22 protein-coding genes are annotated in these 17,538 nt (G+C 70.3%); 7 read left to right on the top strand and 15 right to left on the bottom strand.

All coding sequences use genetic code 11. The features are described from left to right. Positions 1-4: 4 nt before the first annotated feature. Positions 5-196, top strand: coding sequence for a hypothetical protein (locus AB0O36_RS05980; RefSeq protein ID WP_365104610.1), 192 nt, complete (start codon positions 5-7; stop codon positions 194-196). Here the strand turns inward: AB0O36_RS05980 and AB0O36_RS05975 are convergent. Then, the gene (locus AB0O36_RS05975; protein ID WP_365104607.1) at positions 165-773 is read right to left on the bottom strand and encodes a TetR/AcrR family transcriptional regulator; all 609 of its coding nucleotides are present in this window, start codon (positions 771-773) and stop codon (positions 165-167) included. The two genes, AB0O36_RS05980 and AB0O36_RS05975, sit on opposite strands and share 32 nt — an antisense overlap. Positions 774-885: 112 nt before the next feature. Between AB0O36_RS05975 and AB0O36_RS05970 the strand changes: the two genes are divergently transcribed. The 4 genes from AB0O36_RS05970 (at position 886) to AB0O36_RS05955 (ending at position 4,092) form a co-directional block, all read left to right on the top strand. Next, positions 886-1,809: a TIGR03620 family F420-dependent LLM class oxidoreductase gene (locus AB0O36_RS05970; RefSeq protein WP_365104604.1), complete on the top strand. Its 924-nt coding sequence runs from the start codon at positions 886-888 to the stop codon at positions 1,807-1,809. Between the two features lie 143 nt (positions 1,810-1,952). Continuing rightward, a complete protein-coding gene (locus AB0O36_RS05965; RefSeq protein WP_365104601.1) occupies positions 1,953-2,726 on the top strand; it encodes an SDR family oxidoreductase in 774 nt (257 codons plus the stop codon). Between the two features lie 158 nt (positions 2,727-2,884). Next, positions 2,885-3,568, top strand: a complete 684-nt coding sequence (locus AB0O36_RS05960; protein ID WP_365104598.1) for a DUF5701 family protein — start codon at positions 2,885-2,887, stop codon at positions 3,566-3,568. Between the two features lie 14 nt (positions 3,569-3,582). Next, positions 3,583-4,092 carry a GNAT family N-acetyltransferase gene (locus tag AB0O36_RS05955; protein WP_365104596.1) on the top strand — a complete coding sequence of 170 codons (510 nt, stop codon included), beginning with the start codon at positions 3,583-3,585 and terminating at the stop codon, positions 4,090-4,092. Positions 4,093-4,109: 17 nt separating this feature from the next. Here the strand turns inward: AB0O36_RS05955 and AB0O36_RS05950 are convergent, their stop codons facing one another. Continuing rightward, a complete protein-coding gene (locus tag AB0O36_RS05950) occupies positions 4,110-4,400 on the bottom strand; it encodes a hypothetical protein (protein ID WP_365104594.1) in 291 nt (96 codons plus the stop codon). Positions 4,401-4,553: 153 nt separating this feature from the next. On the opposite strand from AB0O36_RS05950, the gene AB0O36_RS05945 reads away from it, so the two are divergent. Continuing rightward, on the top strand, positions 4,554-4,940 hold the full coding sequence (locus AB0O36_RS05945) for a hypothetical protein (protein ID WP_365104591.1): 387 nt from the start codon (positions 4,554-4,556) through the stop codon (positions 4,938-4,940). Between the two features lie 110 nt (positions 4,941-5,050). Here the strand turns inward: AB0O36_RS05945 and AB0O36_RS05940 are convergent, their stop codons facing one another. From AB0O36_RS05940 to AB0O36_RS05880, 13 genes are all read right to left on the bottom strand, one after another. After that, entirely contained in the window at positions 5,051-5,689 is a 639-nt protein-coding gene (locus tag AB0O36_RS05940) for an OmpA family protein (RefSeq protein ID WP_365104588.1), read from the bottom strand. A 7-nt stretch (positions 5,690-5,696) separates the two neighbouring features. Beyond that, positions 5,697-6,281, bottom strand: coding sequence for a hypothetical protein (locus AB0O36_RS05935; RefSeq protein ID WP_365104585.1), 585 nt, complete (start codon positions 6,279-6,281; stop codon positions 5,697-5,699). A 31-nt stretch (positions 6,282-6,312) separates the two neighbouring features. Next, positions 6,313-6,951 carry a pilus assembly protein TadG-related protein gene (locus AB0O36_RS05930; RefSeq protein WP_365104715.1) on the bottom strand — a complete coding sequence of 213 codons (639 nt, stop codon included), beginning with the start codon at positions 6,949-6,951 and terminating at the stop codon, positions 6,313-6,315. A 2-nt stretch (positions 6,952-6,953) separates the two neighbouring features. Beyond that, positions 6,954-7,139 (bottom strand): hypothetical protein, encoded by a 186-nt coding sequence (locus AB0O36_RS05925; protein WP_365104584.1) that lies wholly within the window; start codon positions 7,137-7,139, stop codon positions 6,954-6,956. Between the two features lie 110 nt (positions 7,140-7,249). Next, a complete protein-coding gene (locus tag AB0O36_RS05920; protein WP_365104581.1) occupies positions 7,250-7,936 on the bottom strand; it encodes a response regulator transcription factor in 687 nt (228 codons plus the stop codon). Next, the gene (locus AB0O36_RS05915) at positions 7,936-8,829 is read right to left on the bottom strand and encodes a DUF5936 domain-containing protein (protein ID WP_365104579.1); all 894 of its coding nucleotides are present in this window, start codon (positions 8,827-8,829) and stop codon (positions 7,936-7,938) included. The genes AB0O36_RS05920 and AB0O36_RS05915 overlap by 1 nt, the downstream gene beginning before the upstream one ends. A gap of 4 nt (positions 8,830-8,833) precedes the next feature. After that, positions 8,834-9,772: a type II secretion system F family protein gene (locus tag AB0O36_RS05910; RefSeq protein WP_365104577.1), complete on the bottom strand. Its 939-nt coding sequence runs from the start codon at positions 9,770-9,772 to the stop codon at positions 8,834-8,836. After that, the gene (locus AB0O36_RS05905; protein WP_365104574.1) at positions 9,769-11,112 is read right to left on the bottom strand and encodes a CpaF family protein; all 1,344 of its coding nucleotides are present in this window, start codon (positions 11,110-11,112) and stop codon (positions 9,769-9,771) included. Before AB0O36_RS05905 ends, AB0O36_RS05910 begins: the two co-directional genes overlap by 4 nt. Positions 11,113-11,237: 125 nt before the next feature. Beyond that, complete coding sequence (locus AB0O36_RS05900) at positions 11,238-11,705, bottom strand: TadE/TadG family type IV pilus assembly protein (RefSeq protein WP_365104572.1); 468 nt, start codon at positions 11,703-11,705, stop codon at positions 11,238-11,240. Between the two features lie 188 nt (positions 11,706-11,893). Continuing rightward, positions 11,894-12,268 (bottom strand): TadE/TadG family type IV pilus assembly protein, encoded by a 375-nt coding sequence (locus AB0O36_RS05895; protein ID WP_365104569.1) that lies wholly within the window; start codon positions 12,266-12,268, stop codon positions 11,894-11,896. 3 nt (positions 12,269-12,271) lie between these two features. Further along, entirely contained in the window at positions 12,272-13,585 is a 1,314-nt protein-coding gene (locus AB0O36_RS05890) for an AAA family ATPase (protein ID WP_365104567.1), read from the bottom strand. A gap of 7 nt (positions 13,586-13,592) precedes the next feature. Then, complete coding sequence (gene cpaB / locus AB0O36_RS05885) at positions 13,593-14,300, bottom strand: Flp pilus assembly protein CpaB (RefSeq protein WP_365104564.1); 708 nt, start codon at positions 14,298-14,300, stop codon at positions 13,593-13,595. Positions 14,301-14,421: 121 nt separating this feature from the next. Continuing rightward, positions 14,422-15,306, bottom strand: coding sequence for a hypothetical protein (locus AB0O36_RS05880; RefSeq protein ID WP_365104561.1), 885 nt, complete (start codon positions 15,304-15,306; stop codon positions 14,422-14,424). Positions 15,307-15,716: 410 nt separating this feature from the next. Between AB0O36_RS05880 and AB0O36_RS05875 the strand changes: the two genes are divergently transcribed. Then, complete coding sequence (locus tag AB0O36_RS05875) at positions 15,717-17,405, top strand: glycosyl hydrolase family 18 protein (protein ID WP_365104712.1); 1,689 nt, start codon at positions 15,717-15,719, stop codon at positions 17,403-17,405. The last annotated feature ends 133 nt before the right edge of the window (positions 17,406-17,538 follow it).

Below are 17,538 nucleotides of genomic sequence, written 5' to 3'. Positions count from 1 at the left end.
GTCGATGACGGACATCCGCTGGGAAGAGCCCTACTGCCAAGAGGGCAACAACTGCTACCGGATAGGCGTGGACGGTGACGGCAACAGCTACATCGCCGTCGCCGGGCAGGAAGACCGCCCGCTCACGGACAGCCTCGCCGCCCTCCAGACGCTGATCCGCGACATCAAGGCCGGCAAGGCGGACCACCTGCTCTAGGCGCCGCGTGCACGGCGTCCAGCACCAGATCCAGCAGGAGCTCCGGCTGTCCGATCCGGTCGCTGTGGGCGGTGGAGAGCGCGATCCCGACGACGAGCTGGAGGAGGTCGTCGGCGGTCAGGTCGGCGCGCGCCGTTCCGTGTCGTTGAGCGCGGACGAGCAGGCCGTCCGCCATGTCCAGGATGCGCCGATGGCAGTCAAAGCCCAGCTCGCCGGCTGATTCCACCAGCAGGGCGCTGCCCATGCCCTGGTTCACGCGGGCATGGGCTAGGAAGGCGCGCAGCCATTCCTCCAGGGCGTCGTCGGCGTCCTCCGAGGCGAGCAGCCGGTCCGCGTGCGCGCCCAGCGTCTCGATCCGGTCCCCGAGCACCGCGGTCAGCAGGGCCGAGCGGTTGGGGAAGTGGCGGTACAGGGTGCCGGGGCCCACCCCTGCCCGGCGGGCGATCTCGTTGAGGGACGCGCCGGGCCCGGATTCGGCGAACACTTCCCGCGCAGCCGCCACCAGACGTTCCCGGTTGAGTCGGGCGTCCGTGCGTCGCGGAGCATCGGCCGGGGTGTGCGCATGCCCGTTCGTCATCGTTCCGCCCTTCGATCGGCTTCCGGGATGGCAAACCGGAGAGGTTCTCCGTATCCTACGCGACAAGGAAACGGAGAACCTCTCCGGAAAGCTGCCCGAGGAGTACGTACGGATGACTGAAAACACGCGGACCGGGCTCGGCCGGGTCGGGATCTGGACCTTCGCCTACGAGGGACAGCCCGCCGGACGCGTACGCGAATCGGCCGCGGAGCTGGAGGAGTTGGGTTACGGAGCGATCTGGTACGGCGAGGCGTTCGGCCGCGACACGGTGGGCCAGGCGTGGTTACTGCTGTCCGCGACCCGCCGGATCACGGTCGCGTCCGGTATCGCCAACATCGCCTACCGGGAACCGATCGACATGGCCAACGCGACGCGCACGCTCGGTGAGGCGTTCCCCGGACGCTACCTGCTCGGCCTGGGCGGACACCGGGTGGACGACACGGTGCATGTGGTGGACGGCTATCCCGTCCCGGCCCGGGGCAGGGCGCTGACCACGATGCGCGCCTACCTCGACGCCATGGACGCCGCCCCCGCCCACGGTCCCGTACCGGACCCGGCACCCCGCCGCGTCCTGGCCGCCCTCGGCCCGAAAATGCTCGGACTGGCCGCCGAACGCACCTGGGGCGCGCACCCATATTTCGTGCCCGTCGAGCACACCGCGCGGGCCCGGACGATCATGGGACCGGACGCGTTTCTCGGGGTCGAGCAGGCCGTCGTCCTGGACACCGACCCGGGCCGGGCCCGGGAGGTCGCCACGGCGCACGTCGCCGGATACGTCGCCATGGCGCCGCACCAGCAGGCGAACGTCCGAAGGCTCGGCTTCGGCGACGAGGACATCACGGGCGGCCCGAGCCGCCGACTGGTGGACGCGATCGTCGCGTACGGCGACACGGAGGCGATCCGCCGCCGCGTACAGGAGCACCTCGACGCCGGAGCCGACCACGTCTGCCTCCAGGTACTGAGCGCCGATCCGGCCGCGCTGCCGGAGCGGGAGTGGCGCGAACTCGCCCCCGCCCTCATTGCGCCTTCTCCCTGAGTGGATCCCGCTGTCACATGGCTCCGCGTCTCTCCTCACGTTAACTCGGGGGTTAACCGTCGTTGCGGGCTTCGCCGTTGTTCCACGTCGCGCCTGGGCCAAACATGGGCGAGGGACCAATCCGACGAACCTGGAGTGACGACATGACCCACCTGACCGGTAAGACCGCGCTGGTGACCGGGGCCTCGCGAGGGATAGGCCGCGCCATCGCCCTGCGACTGGCAGCCAGTGGTGCGCTGGTGGCAGTGCACTACGGCAGCAACGATGCCGCCGCCGCCGAGACGGTGCAGCTGATCGAGAAGGACGGCGGCCAGGCATTTCCGGTGCGCGCCGAGTTGGGGGTGCCCGGCGACGTCGACACCCTGTTCGCCGCCCTGACGGCCGGCCTGGAGGCCATGAGCGGCCGGGCGCGGCTGGACATCGTGGTCAACAACGCCGCCATCAACACCGGCGGAACGGTCGAGGCCATCACCCCCGAAGCCTTTGACCGGCTCGTCGCGATCAACACCAAGGCTCCGCTGTTCATCCTCCAGCGAGCCCTGCCCCTGCTGAACGACAACGGCCGCATCATCAACGTGACCTCGGCAGCGACCCGGATCGCGATGCCGGAGGCGCCGTACGCGATGACGAAGGCTCCCGTGGAAGTGCTCAGCCGCTCCCTGGCCCAGACCCTGGGCGCACGCGGTGTCACGGTCAACGCCGTGGCGCCGGGGCCGACGGTCACCGACATGAACCCCTGGATGCTCGGCAACCCCGATGTCCAGGAGATGGTCGGTTCCGGCAACGCGATTCCCCGCATCGGTCAGCCCGACGACATCGCCGGGGTGGTGGCCTTCCTGGCGTCCGAGGCCGGCCGCTGGGTGACCGGACAGGTCATCGACGCCTCCGGCGGCTGCTTCCTCGGCCCGCGCATCTGACCTCCACCTCCGAAAGGAGCCGGCGCGGGCCGGCGCGGTGCTCGATGCGGCTGGGGCTGGGGCTGGGGCAACAGGGTCCGGGAACGTTCCGGCGGGCCGTCCCGTTGAGCCGGGGCCAGTGCTTCTGCTTCGCACACGAGACGAGGAGTACCTTGCCCGTGCCCGAAACCGGTTCCGTTGACGCCGTCACCCCGCTTCCGCCCCTGCCGTCTCTCGCCGCCCAGGCCGAGCGCCTGATCGAGCTCGGGGTGCCCGAGCTCGCCGGCATCTCCGCCGCCGAGCTCCGGGCTTTCGCCGAGGGAGCCGGTGGCGGGGACGGCCTGGACGGCGGGGACGGCGGTGTCCTGCTCGCCGTCCACCCGGACCGGGCGCCCGCCTCCGCCCTTGCACCGCTGCTCCGCCGCGAGGGCAAGCCCGGCTTCGTCGTCGTAGACATGACGGACGTCGACGAGTTCGTGCCCCATGGCATCGAGCTGCCCGACGCGCCCCTCTACCTGGTCACCGGACTCGACCGCGGCGACCACATGGCCAACTGGAGCCCGGACGAGGCACTCCCGGCCCTCACCAAGGAGGACCGCACCCCGCTCGTGCTCACGGAAGGCATCCACTGGCTGCTCCAGCAGCCCGCGGTGCTGGAGCAGAACCACTGCTTCATGACCATCGGCTCACGGCTGCGCAAACCCAACGGGACCCTGGACGCCCGCACCCCGGCGATCTGGATCAGCAACGGCACCGGCCGGGACGGCCGCGAGCGGCGCGGCGCCCCCAAGGTGGGCTGGTGCTGGTGGAACAACCGGCACACATGGCTGGGCTTCGGCTCGGCGACCGGTCGACGCGGGTAGGGCGGGTCCGGGTCATGACCACGTACGAGACGATGCCCTTCCACCTGGAGACCGAGCGGCTGGTGCTGCGGCCGTGGGCCGAGTCGGACGCCGCCGAGCTCCGCGCCCTGAAGTCCGAACGCGGCGGGGGGACGCCGACGCCAACACTCGATGACACCCGGGCACTCATCGCGAAGCTGCTCACCGCAACGGCGACGACGGGGATCGCCCTGCTGCCCGTCCAGCGCCGGGACGAGGGCGACTTCATCGGCTACTGCGGCTTGATCATCGGCCGCTCCTCTCTGGAGGAGCCGGAGATCGCGTACGAGCTGTTCCGCCACGCGCACGGGCGCGGCTACGCGACCGAGGCGGCCGGCGCTGTACTCGAAGCCGCCGCGGCGACCGGGCGGAAACGGCTCCGGGCGACCGTCGACGCCGGGAACACCCCATCGTTCCGCGTCCTGGAGAAGCTCGGGTTCGCGCGGGACCACGTTTCAGTAGAGGACAGCGGGGAGATCGTCTGGCTCACGCGCTCTCTGCGGTAGCCCGACCAGGCCGAGCACTAATCCCACTCCGGCGGAATCAGCGTGAAGTCGGGGATGGTCCGCTCGGGCTCCGCTTCCTTCCAGCTCCGCACCTTGCCGGCCTTCGGCCTGATGGCATTCCCGAAGGCGATGCCGTGGAGGCACGCACCGCACCAGAGTGCGGCCATGACCTTCTCGCCGAACGTCTCCCACTCCGTGAAAGCCAGGTTGAGGCCGGCTCGTCCGCACTCCGGGCACAGCCGTCCCGCCAGGGTGGTCTCGTCCCTCCAGGCGTCCTCGTAGATGTCGTCCCACTGCGTGAAGCTCACCGAACCCACCTTTCCTTCTCGACCTCGCCGAGACGGTTCCCTGTCAAGCCCCGACTTTCCGTCGCTTGGAAATTCCCTACGGAGGGGCGATGGTCTCAAGAACGACTATTCGGTTCCGGGGAACGGGACCATCGACCGGAAAGGGAGAACATCATGTCGATGACAACCCTGAAGCACATATCCAAGATCGCCGGCATTTCTGTTGCCGCCGCGCTGCTCAGCGGCGCCGTGGGAGCGGTGAGTGCTCAGGCGGCTACACAGGCGTCGGCGTCTGCGGTGGCATCACCCGAAAGCGGGGGAAAGCAGTGCTATGCGAGGCAAGATCCCGTGACCGGCAGGTTCGTCAGTTTCCCCAATGACTGCACGACCAGCTCCATCCTTTTCGTGGATGCGCATGGTCACATTCTGAAGAATCAGAACAGGCCGTATACCCCGAACACTCCCAACACGCCGAACAGCCCGAACACCCCCGCCACCCCGGCCACGCCCGCGACCCCCGGTGGCGGCAACACCCCGAACACGCCGAACACCCCGAACTGAGGAATCCGCGAGCGTTTCCGTCTTTTGCGGGTGAAGCCCCTGGCGAACGGCCTTCTCGACCTGGAGATCCGTCTTCGCCAGGGGCTTACGCGTGGGCCACGAGCACCGCGCTAGTTGGTCGCGCCGCGCGGGAAGGTGATCTCTACGCGGCGGTTCTTCTTGCGGCCTTCCTCGGTCTTGTTGTCCGCGATCGGGTAGTCCTCGCTGTAGCCGCGGATGTCGAAGGTGACGGAGGGGTTGGTGACCGTCTTGGCCAGCTCGCGCTGGACCGAGTCGGCGCGCTTCTTGGAGAGCACCTTGCCGTGCTCGTAGCTGCCCTGGTCATCGGTGAAACCGAAGACTCGGACCTGGACGGCCTTCTGCTGGTTGATCTCCTGGCCGATGGCCTGGATGCGGGCGGCGGCCTGCGCGTTGAGGACGTCGCTGTCCTCGGGGAAGAGCACCTCTGCCTGGAGGGCCATCATCACGTTCTGATTGGTCTCCTGGCGCCGCTCCTCACCGCCGAGGTCTTCGACCACTTCGGCGATGTCCAGCACTTTGGGCGCCGCGAGGATGCCGCCCTGGGGCATCTTGAGCCCCGGCGAGTTCGAGTCGATTTTGACCGGCGCGACGGTCGATGGCTCTGTGCCGGGCGGAACGGAGGGCGGCGGGTCGTCGGCGTATGCGCTCGTAGCCCCGATGAGGTGTGCCCCGGCGATAACCAGGCCGGCTATGGCCGTGACAGCAGCTGCGCGGTGGCGTGTGGTCATGGGGTCATCACCCGGAGATCTTGACGTTTACCGAGGCGAAGGTCGGCAGACCGAAGTCGACCTCCGTGGTGGTCGCCGGCGGCGACGGGAACTGGGCCATGATGGATACGGTCTTCCCCACGCCGATCGGAGGTAGGTCGGTCGTGCACAGGCAGCGTCCTTCCGTGTCCCGCAGCACGTAGTAGCGCTTCTTTCCGGCGCGGTCGACGAGCGTGGCGCCAGCAACCGACCCAGGGCTTGCGTTCTTCTCAGTTCCACGTAGTACGGCAACACCGCCGAAGACGCCTGAGCCGTTGTTCTTGATCTGACCGCTCACAGTGACGAACCCGCCAGAATCACGAACGACCGAGTTGATCACCAACACCGTGTTCGCCGGGCCGTTCGAAGTACCAAGCGTTTCAAGAGGTGTTTGGGCCGACGGCGCTGGGCCTGTCGCCGAGCCCTGCGGCGGAGCGGTCTGGCTCGCTGCCGTTTGCTTCGGCTGCTCCCCCTTGGGCTTCTCATCATCGCCCATGCCACATCCGGCCAACGTCAGGGCCAAGACCGCCGCCATCGCTGCCCCACTGACCTTCACCGTCTGCCGAACACTCATGTGCGCCGCTTCCTCATCTCTCGTCTCGCCGTTAGTCGTCCAGCCGCACCTTGAACAGTTGGCGAGCCAGATCTCTGAGCTCACCAGGGTGCATGGGGTCCAGCTTGATCGTTCTTGCGTCGTCGCACTCGAAGTTGACCGGTTCGGGATCTGTCTTGTCCGAACCGTCATCCGGCGGTGATGTAGGCGAGGGCGTCGGAGTGGGATCTGAGGTAAGCCAACAGGCGCCTTCAATCACGGCTGTGGCTCTGGCGGTGGCGTGTACCTGGTCTGTGCCTGCGACTACAGAGCTACCGACTACGTCATCCGTCTGCAGAGCAACGGTGAAGCGCGGCAGGTCAGCCCCGCACTCGACACCACCCTCAGCAGAGGCATTCAAACCAGCAAAGGTCTGGGCTGCGCGGCACCCGGCTTCAGCGTCAAAAGAGCCGCCTTCGAGGATCTTCTGCCAGTCTTCGCGTTTAAGACCCTCCAGGTCGATTCCTTCGAAGACTCGATCTCGGGCATCACGGGCTGCCGCCAACGCTGCGGCATCGGCGGCTCCCTGGCCCTGACTGCGTGTGGCTCCAGCCATGCCAACGGCGACAAACGCGAACGCAGCGAAGAGCAGGATGGCGACCATGCCAACGTAGAGAGGAAATGCCTGCCCCTGGTCTTCGCCCGCTTTCAGGCTCAGCTGCCGCCGCCACCCGTGATGTTCCCGACCGCGGTCGTAATCGCGGTAGCGATCATGCCGGCAACTCCTGAGCCAACGATCGCGCCAATGATCAGCACGACCACGACGATAATGCCCAGGTACTCGAAGGCCGTCTGGCCTTCGTCTCTTCCCAACCGCCGTCGCCACTTGAGGTTCCGCATCTGGGTCCCCTCCCGGTTCGGTCCCGCTGTTGACTCGCGGACGGTACGGAACCCCACCCGCGGGTGCAAAGGGTCCGGGGACCCATCTGCGGACCCAGTGCGCACAGCCCCTACCCATGACCCGGCACCCCCGAACGGATCGTTCCCAGCCACCTCGCTATTGCCTCGCTGCGGCTCGCGCTCTGCAGCTTCGCGAAGATGCGGTTGATGTGGTTCTTGACCGTCTTCTCGCTGATGAAGCAGGTGGCGGCGATCTGCTGGTTCGACATCCCGGACGCGATCAGATTCATCACCTCCGCCTCCCTCGAACTCAGGCCGAAATCACGGTGGTTGGTGACCCCCTCCGTCGACTGTGCCACAATTCGTTGCGGTTGCGAAGACCCTCGGGTGCGGAGGTCCGCCAGCAGGGCACTCGCTGCCGTCGGCGTGAAGTAGGCAAGGCCCGTGCAGACCTCGCTGATCGCGCGGGCCAGGTCGTCCGGCGTGAATTCGCCGTGCACGAGGTAGCCGTTCGCGCCCAGGAGTAACGACTCGCGGATGACCTCCTGCTCTCGGCTGTAGGTGAGCATCAGGACAGTGGTCAGCTGCACGAGGTGGGGCAGTGCCGAGATGCCGTCCACGCCCGGCAGGCGGACGTCCAGCAGGACCACGTCAGGACGGTGCCGTCGGGTGAGTGCCAGGGCCTCGCCGCCGTTCGTGGCCTGGGCGATGACCTGGAGGTCGTCGTACCGGGAGAGCAGGGCTGTCAGGCCGGCTCTGATGACCGGGTTGTCGTCGGCGATCAGTACACGGATCATCAGCCGCCTCCGAGCAGTGCGCCGAAATCGATGTCCGCTCCGTAGATGAATCCGCCGAGGAGCAGGATCACCGTGCCCGGGAGCATGAAGGTGGTCACCACGAATGTGGCTTTGGGGATGGCGCGGGCTGCGCGGCGGCGTGCGTTCTGGGCGTCCGTGCGGCGCATGTCTTCCGCGATGGCGATGAGGGTTTCCACGATCGGGGAGCCGAGTTCCTCACCTTGCTGGAGGGCCGTGACGAACTGGGCCACCTGTTCGCTGTCGTTGCGGCGGCGGAGTTCGGCGAATGCCTCACGGCGGCTCACGCCCATGTCCATCTGCTGGAGGGTGATGCGGATTTCGTCCGACCAGGGCCCCTTATAACGGTCCGCGACGCGTTCCAGGGCCTGGCGGAAGCCCAGGCCGGCGCTGACGACGACCGCCAGGACGTCCAGGAAGTCCGGCAGGGTGCGTTCGATGTTGTCCCGACGGATCCGGATCGCGGACCACAGGCCCGCTTCAATCCAGAACAGGCCGAAGGCGACCATCAGCAAGGCGAGCAGGAGTTGGCCGTTGATCAGCGTCGCGAAGGCACCGACCGCGCCGAGGAAGCCGTATACCGCGCGGCGCGCCGCATAGCGGTCGATGGTGAGTCCCGAAGGGTTCCCTGCGCGGTCGATCTGGAGGCGTTTCGCCGCGACCCGCTTGGGCCCCATCAGGCGCAGGACCAGAGGGGCGTAGCGGATGCCCATGCGGTCGACCACCGAGCCGACCGCGGTGGTGCGGGTGGAGCCGACCTCCAGGGCGAGGGCCAGGTCCGGGGGCAGGGCGACCTCGGCGCGGTAGAGGCGGATGCCGTGGAAGATGCCCAGGACGGAGAGGGACGCGGCGAGGGCGAGGGCGAGGAGGACCATCGGCTCACACCTCGATCTTCGAGAGGCGGCGGATGGTGACGAAGCCCAGGGCGAAGAGGCCCAGGGCGACGAGGACGGCGATCTGGCCGGGAATGGCTCCGGTCATGCGTTCCAGTGCGCCCGGCATCATCGCGTCGACCAGGAGGAGCGAGCCCAGGCCGATGAACGGCATCAGGTACGCGGTCACCGTCACCTGGGAGAGCTGGGTGCGGACCTCCCGCCGGGTTTCCTTGCGCTGTTCCAGCGTGATGGTGAGGTTGCGGAGGCTGCCCACGATCGCGCCGCCCGCGCGGGAGGAGAGGACGAGGGTGGAGACCAGGACCGAGAGTTCGCGGGAGGGGAGGCGGTCGGCCAGTTCGCCCAGGGATTCGTCGATGGAGTGGCCGACGGCGAGGCGGTTGGCCACGCGGGCCAGTTCCTCGCCCGCCGGGGCTTCGAGTTCCTCCGCCGCCATGCCGATGGCCGTACGGAGGGCCAGGCCGGCCTGGGTGGCGTTGGCGAGGATGCGGGCCAGTTCGGGGAGCTGGTTGATGAAGCGCTCGGTACGGCGGGCCCGCTGCCAGTTGAGGAAGGCGTTCGCCGACCACAGGCCGATCAGGCCGGCCACCGGGCCGAAGAAGGGGGCGAGGAGGGAGGACGCGACGATCCAGACGCCTGCGACCGAGGCGGCCATGTAGACGAAGAACTCGCCGGGGGTGAGGTCCAGGCCGGTCGTGGCCAGTTTCATTTCGATGCGGCGGCCCAGGGCGGTGCGGCGGAGGCGGCGGTCCACCCCGCGGAAGCGGCGACGGCGGCCCGTCGGCTCCTGTTCACCGGAGTCGGAGAGACGGTTGATCAGCGCGGTGCGTTCCGCGCGGCCCTTGACGTACGCGTGCAGGCCGTGGACCAGCAGTACGGCGGCCAGCAGGGCGGCGGTGAGGGTGAGGGCGACGGGAAGGGTCACAGGGCGGTCCGGGTGGTGAGCTGGTCGTCGGTGGCGGCGACTCCGAAGGCCGGCGGAATCGGCTGGTTGTTCATGTAGAGGCGTTCGGCGATGCGGCGCGGCAGCGGGAAGTACTGGAACCAGCCGTGCACCCGGCCGTCGGCGGCCACCGGCTGGGCCGCGAACCGGCAGACGGTGATGATCCGGAACGGCTCGCGGCCGTGCGAGTCGAGGACGGAGATCTCGGTGATGCGGCGCGTGCCGTCGGCGAACCGGGTGAGCTGGACGACGATGTTCACCGCGCTGTTGATCTGGTCCTGGAGGGCCTCGAAGGGGACCTCGACCTCCGACATGGACGCCAGGGTCTGGAGGCGCATCAGGGCGTCCTCGGCGCTGTTGGCGTGCACGGTGGCGAGGGAGCCGTCGTGGCCGGTGGACATCGCCTGGAGCATGTCGAGCGTCTCGCCGCCGCGGACCTCGCCGACGATGATGCGGTCGGGGCGCATGCGGAGGCTGTTGCGGACGAGGTCGCGGATGGTGATGCGGCCCTTGCCCTCGACGTTCGGCGGGCGGGATTCGAGGCGGATCACGTGGGACTGCTGGAGCTGGAGCTCGGCGGAGTCCTCGATGGTGATGATCCGCTCGCTCTCCGGGATCAGGGCGGAGAGGGAGTTGAGGAGGGTGGTCTTGCCGGTGCCGGTGGCGCCGGAGACGATCACGTTCATCTTGGCCTGGACGAGGCCGGAGAGGAGCAGGAGCATCTGCTCGTCCAGGGTGCCGAGGGCGATCAGCTCGGGGAGGGTGAAGGCCCGCGGGAACCGGCGGATGGTGAGGGTGGCGCCGGTGAGGGAGAGCGGCGGAATGATGACGTTGACGCGTTCGCCGGTGGGGAGGCGGGCGTCGACCATGGGGTTGGCCTCGTCCACGCGGCGGTTGACGGCGGAGACGATGCGCTCGATGGTCTGCATCAGCTGCTCGTGGCTGGCGAAGCGGAGCGGGAGCTGTTCGACGCGGCCGGCCCGCTCGACGTAGATGTGGTCGGGGCCGTTGACCATGATCTCGGAGATGGTGGGGTCTTCGAGGAGGGGTTCGAGGACGCCCAGGCCGAGGGCTTCGTCGACCACTCGGCGGATGAGCGCGGTGCGTTCGGTGGTGGAGAGGACCGGGCCCTCGCGGCTGATGAGGTGGCCGAGGACGCGTTCGAGACGGGCGCGGCGTTCGGCGGGCGCGAGCGCGGACATCTCGGCGAGGTCGATCTCTTCGAGGAGCTTGGCGCGGTAGGAGGAGACGAGCCGGCCGTCCTCGCCGGGGCGGGGGGTGTGGCGGTCGTCGGGGGTGTGCACGCGGCTGCGCAGGCTCATGGGCGTGCTGCCTCGCTTCGGCGGGTGGGGGCGGGTCGGCCTGCGCCGCGCGGGGGTTCCGGGGCGGGACGGCCCTCGCCGCGCGGGTGTTCTGGGGCGGGTCGCCCCGGTACGCGGGTCATGGGTCAGGGTCCCTTCTTCCGGTCGGTGGGCATGGTGGCGGTGCGTATGCGTGGGCCGACGTCGAGGCCGGGGATGAGGGAGTTGACCCGGATGGTCACGGTGGCCGTGGTGGTGTCGGCGCCGGTACCGACCTGTACGTCGGTGGCGCCGCGGATGCTCGCGCGGACGGCTGCCTCCCCGGCCGCGATGCCTGCGGCTTCCGGGCCGTCCGCCCACTCCGTACGGGCGGCGACGCGCGCGGCGGTGCGGGCGGCGGTTTCGGCTTGCTGCTCGCAGTAGGCGGTCCAGCCGAGCTGGATGCCGGCGAGGCCGACGAGGAGCAGGATCGGCAGGAAGCCGAGGTACTCCAGGGCGACCTGGCCGCGGTCCCGGGCTCGGCCCTGGCCCCGGCCCTGGTGCCGGCTCCAGTCCGCGTCCTGGTCTCGGCCCCGGTCCGGGTCCCGGCGGGCGTTGGGTCCCTGCGGGGCCACTTCCCCTCCCCGCCCCTTCCCGAAACCGGGGCTCCGCCCCAGCCCCCGTCGGGGCTCCGCCCCGGACCCCTCGGGGCTGCGCCCCGGACCCCCCTGGGGCTCCGCCCCACCCTCGGGGCTGCGCCCTGCGCCTCCGGCCGGGCTCGGCCGGACACCCGTGTTCGCGTCAGCGTGTTCCGGGAGGGCGGTCATCGGTCCTCCTCCTTTTCCACGGCTGCGCCGGCCTCGCCGGTGATTTCCAGGCCCGTGTTGAGGCCGGGGACCAGGACCGGGATCCTGAGGGTGACCCTGGCCCGGTAGAGGTTGCCTTCCTGGCCACAGACCGGGGTGCCGACGTTCCAGCCGCCTCCGATGTGCTGCGTCGCGGCTGCGCCGCAGTTCCCGCCCACCGCGCCCGCCCGCGCACCCTCGTCCGCCGCGTTGCCCGCCAGGGAGAAGGCGTAGCCGATCAGGACGCACTCCCAGACCGCTGCGATCAGGAGCAGGATCAGCGGGAGCATGCCGGCGAACTCGATCGCCACCTGGCCCTGGTCGCCCTTGCCCCGGCGGGCTTCGCGGCGCATGCCTCAGCCCTCCCGGGAGCCGCGGCGGGAGCGGAGGCGGGTCGCCTTGCCCGGTGTGCGGAGGGCCAGGCCGGTGCCCGGGGCTCCCGCCGTCGTGGCTTCGGCGGCGTCCGTCGGCGCGCGGAGGAGGTCCAGTTCGGCCGCCAGTTTCCACAGGGCTTGTTTGACGGAGGACTTCGCGTCCAGGTCCTGGACCCGGCCCGCGTCCAGGACCGGGGCCAGTTCCTTGTAGTTCGCCGGGACGGGGGTGCGGGTGGGGCGGGTGCGGGTGATCTTCTCGATGAGGGAGGGGCTTATCTCCGTGGTGCGGGACCAGCGGTTGACCACCATCGCCGTGTCCTCGGGCTTGCGGACCTGGAGGCGTTCCCACATCCGGACCATGCGCTTGGCGGCGCGGACCGCCACCACGTCCGGGGTCACGACGAGGGCGGCCGTGTCCGCGAGTTCCACGGCGGTGGCGTTGGCGCCGGTCATCTGGGTGCCGCAGTCCACCACGACCAGTTCGTAGCGGTGGCGGAGGGCGGAGAGGACCAGGCGGGTGGTGCGTTCGTCGACCTCCTCGCCCCGTTCGCCGTCCGAAGGGGCGAGGAGGAGGGCGAGGCCCGTGGGGTGTTCGTACACCGCGTCGCCCAGGACCCGCGGGGAGATGTCCTGGATGCCGGCCAGGTCCACCATCGAGCGGCGGAACTGCACGTCCAGGTAGGAGCCGACGTCCCCGGCCTGGAGGTCCAGGTCCACCAGGGCCGTACGGCGGCCCGCCGCGGCCGCCGCCAGGGCGAACTGGACGGCGCAGAAGGTGGTGCCGACCCCGCCCTTGGCCCCGGTGACGGTGACCACCCGGCCGTTGCCCCGGCCGGTGAAGCGGTCGTCGGCGGCACCGCCGGCCGGGCCGCCGGCCCCGCCCAGGTGGCGGCGTACGCCCGTCGCCCACTGGGCCACGGCCTGGATGCGCGCGGCCAGCTCGTCGTAGGAGAGGGGAAGTCCGACCAGGCCGCGGGCGCCTGCGTCCATCGCGGCCGAGAACAGGCCGGGGCCGGTGTCGGAGGTGGCCAGGACGACGCCCACCGCCGGGAAGCGGAGGGCGATCTCCCGGATGAGTTCGAGGGCGGGGAGCGGGCCGATCCGTTCGTGGACCAGGACCACCTCGGGGAGGTGGTCGACGGATTCGGCCGCCAGGCCCGCCAGTACGTCGAGGAGGGTGGCGGAGTCCGCGACCGGACGGGCCGGCTCGACGGACGGGAGCTGGCTGAGCAGGGTGACGGCCGTGCGGGCCGCGTCCGGATCCCCGGTGGCGGGGAGGATTCGGGTGGTGGTCATGCCGGCCTCACTTGTCCCCGTCGAGGGTGTACCAGCGGTCGGTGCCCGGGGGTGCCGTCTCGGTGCCGGGGGCGACCAGGGCGAGGCGGACGTGCTCGGCGAAGGACTCGGAGAACGCGACGCGCTGGGCGTCCTTGGCGTTCACGGCGAAGGTGATCGGGACGGCGTCCACGGTGCCGGTGCCCTTGCGCTCGCCGGACTTCTCCACCGGGGTCAGCCGGCCCACGTCGATGACCCGGGCGTTCGACACCATGATCACGGAGCGGTCGGGGTCGGTCGGCCGCTTGCCCTTGAAGGTGCCGAGGATGTTGACCTTGTCTCCGGAGCGGACCTTGCCGGCCACCCCGGTGGACGCGTCGATCATGATGGCGATCTCCTGCTCGCCGGGCTGCAGCCGGGGGCGGTCCACGAACATGTCCGTCTGGAGCAGCGAGCCCTTCTTGAGCGTGGTGAGGGTGATCTTGCCGTTGACCGCGCCGAGGTCGGTGACGGCGGTCGTGGGGCGCCAGCGCTCGGGGATGGTGACCTTCTCGAACTTCCCGGGGTCGAGTGCGGTGTGCGGAGCTATGTCGGCCTTCACGCGGTACGCCTCCACCTCGGGCCCGACCTTGGAGTTGACGTCGCCGACCACCGCGGCCACTCCGGCGAACGCGCCGATCGCGCACAGGACGGAGAGGAGCAGCAGGATGACGCCGCGGCGCTGGCGTGAGTTCATGAGCCGTGGGACCTCGTCGTTCGGAACGGATCGGGGCTGGGAGGTGTCGGGGCTGGGAGGTGTCGGGGCCGGGAGGTGCTGGGGGCGGGAGGTGCTGGGGGCGGGGCGGCGGGTGCTCCGGTCAGGGGCGGGCGGCCGCCGACGGGGCGCCCGAGGGCGATGCCGCCGGTGAGGGCGAGGCGGCCGCCGACGGGATCGGGGTGGCGCAGAAGCCGCAGCGGTCGCCGATGAGTTCGAGGCCGCACCAGCGGCACTCCTCGCGGCGGACGGAGGCGACGAGCTGGTAGAGGACGCCGATGTCGGGGATGGCCGCGGCGAACTCGATCAGCTTGGGCGTGCCCCACCAGGCGGGTGAGCCGGCGGGCAGGGGGTGTTCCATGACGCCCTGGACCTGCCAGGCGGGGCCGAGTTCGGCGGCGGGCCAGTCCCCGGCGAGTTTGCCGCGGGCGAAGGCGAGGTGGGTGCCGAATCCGGGGCCGGGCGGCGGTTCGGCGGTGGGGCCGAGCCGGGCCAGGTGGGGTGTGGGGTTGGCCAGTACGGAGAACTGGGCGCTCGGCGACCAGGAGCGGGCGTGTGCCTTGAGGTCGACGGGGACCCGGTCGAGCCGGGCGACGGTGCCGAGGACCGCGCCGGCGTAGATGTAGTGGGAGAGCAGCCGGGCGGCGGACGCGATGACGCCGGGGCTGAAGTCGCAGACGGTGAGCTGGCTGAGCTGACGGGCCAGCAGGGCGGTTCCGAGCGGCGGGAGATCGACCGGGAGCAGCGCGATCCGGTCGGATTCCAGAAGGGCGCGGACGGTGTGCAGCCGGCGGGCCGTGGGTGCGGGCAGCCAGTCGGGGAGGAGGACCAGCAGGTGTCCGTGCCGGTCCAGCAGGGCGGTGGTGTCGGCGAGGGTGCGTTCCAGGTCCTGCCCGTCGGGCGGGTGCAGGACGGCGGCCGGCGGGGTGTGCCGGTCGGGGGCGGGCAGCACCAGGTCGGCGCTGGTGACGGCGATGGCGGTCGGCACGCGAATCCCCCTGTTCCCCTGGCCCGCGGGCGTGTCCGGCGGCCGTACCCGTACGGGCACCGCACGTGCCCGACGGCGCGCACGCGCAGCGCGACCGCGAGCGGCCGACGCTCCCCCAGCTGCCGCTGGAGGTGCCCCCATCCCTCCTGCGCAGCACCATAACCGCGTCTTCCCCGGTCAGGCAGGGCCTTGCCGATTCCCATGCCGGGAGCACATGTCACAGGTGGCCGGAAAACCGGACATCCGGGAAGGCTCCTCCGATCGTTTCCGGCCACTTTGCGCAGACTCTTGACACCGCGATTGGTCTGGACCAACCCTGGAGCAACTCGGCTGCGGGATCCCCCACTTGCTCCCCCGCGCCGCCTGCTCCACCCCCCTCCCCCTCCCCCCACGGAGCCCTCGTGAACCGCATGCGCCCGCTCGCCCTCCCGGTCGCCGCCGCCCTCGCCGCGGCCGGCCTGACGGCCTTCGCCACCGGCACCGCACAAGCCGCCGACGTGAACAACGTCCGCAACGGCGGCTTCGAATCCGGCCTCGCCGACTGGACCTGCTCCGGCGGCACCGGCGCTCCCGTCTCCTCCCCGGTGTACGCCGGGGCGGGCGCGCTCAAGGCCACCCCGGCCGGGCAGGACAACGCCCGCTGCAGCCAGACCGTCAAGGTCAGGCCGAATTCGACGTACACGCTGAGCGCCCAGGTCCAGGGCTCGTACGTCTACCTCGGCGCGACCGGCACCGGCACCCAGGACGTCTCCACCTGGACCCCCGGCTCGGGCGGCGGCTGGCAGAAGCTGTCCACCACCTTCACCACCGGGGCGAACACCACCGAGGTGACCGTCCACACGCACGGCTGGTACGGGCAGCCGGCATTCCTCGTGGACGAGTTCAGCGTGTTCGGACCGGACGGGGGCGGGGGCACCGGACCCGGCCCCTCCGTGCCGGGCGCACCGGCCGGACTCACCGTTTCCGGCCAGTCGGAGACCGCGCTCACCCTTTCGTGGAACGCGGTCGGCGGAGCCGACGGCTACCACGTCTACAAGGACGGCACCCGGGTGGCCACGGTCACCGGGGCCACCGCGCAGATCACCGGGCTCAGCCGGGCCACCACGTACTCCTTCCAGGTGAGCGCGTACAACCAGGCGGGCGAAGGCCCGAAGTCGGCGCCGGTCGGCGGCACCACGACGGGCGGCGGCAACCCGGACCCGGGCAATCCGTCCGTGCCGCGGCACGCGGTCACCGGCTATTGGCAGAACTTCGACAACGGCGCGACCGTCCAGCGGATCTCGGACGTCCCGAACGCGTACGACATCATCGCGGTCTCCTTCGCCGACGCCACCACCACGCCGGGCGGGATCACCTTCAACCTGGACTCGGCCGGCCTCGGCGGCTACACCACGGCGCAGTTCAAGGCGGACGTCGCGGCGAAGAAGGCGGCCGGGAAGTCGGTCGTCCTCTCGATCGGCGGGGAGAAGGGGACCATCACGGTCAACGACTCCGCCTCCGCGAACAACCTGGCGAACTCGGCGTACGCGCTGATGCAGGAGTACGGCTTCAACGGGATCGACATCGACCTGGAGAACGGGCTCAACGCCACCTACATGACCCAGGCCCTGCGGTCGCTGTCGCAGAAGGCCGGGCCCTCGCTGGTCCTCACGATGGCCCCGCAGACCATCGACATGCAGTCGACCTCGAACGCGTACTTCCGGACGGCGCTGAACATCAAGGACATCCTCACCGTCGTCAACATGCAGTACTACAACAGCGGCTCCATGCTGGGCTGCGACGGCAAGGTGTACTCCCAGGGCTCGGTGGACTTCCTGACCGCGCTGGCCTGCATCCAGCTGGAGGGCGGGCTCGACCCGTCGCAGGTGGGGCTGGGCCTGCCGGCCTCGCCGAGCGGGGCGGGCAGCGGATACGTCTCCCCGAGCGTGGTGAACAACGCGCTGGACTGCCTGGCCCGGGGCACGGGCTGCGGATCGTTCAAGCCCTCGAAGACCTACCCGGGGCTGCGCGGCGCGATGACCTGGTCGACGAACTGGGACGCGAAGGCGGGCAACGCCTGGTCGAACGCGGTGGCGCCGAAGGTCCACGGGCTGCCGTAGCCGGCCCGCCGGCCGCACGGGCCGGGTCCGCGGCGGGACGGCCGCTCCGCGACGGGCGGGGCGGCCGTCACCGGTTCCGGTGGGGCCTGCGCGAGCGGGACCGGTGGTGCCCGAGCCGGACCCGCCAGCCGCC

This window comes from Streptomyces sp. NPDC089799 (assembly GCF_040684755.1).
Lineage (GTDB): Bacteria > Actinomycetota > Actinomycetes > Streptomycetales > Streptomycetaceae > Streptomyces.
The sequence above is the reverse complement of the archived record's forward strand: the minus strand, read 5'-3'. Positions and strand labels throughout refer to the sequence as shown.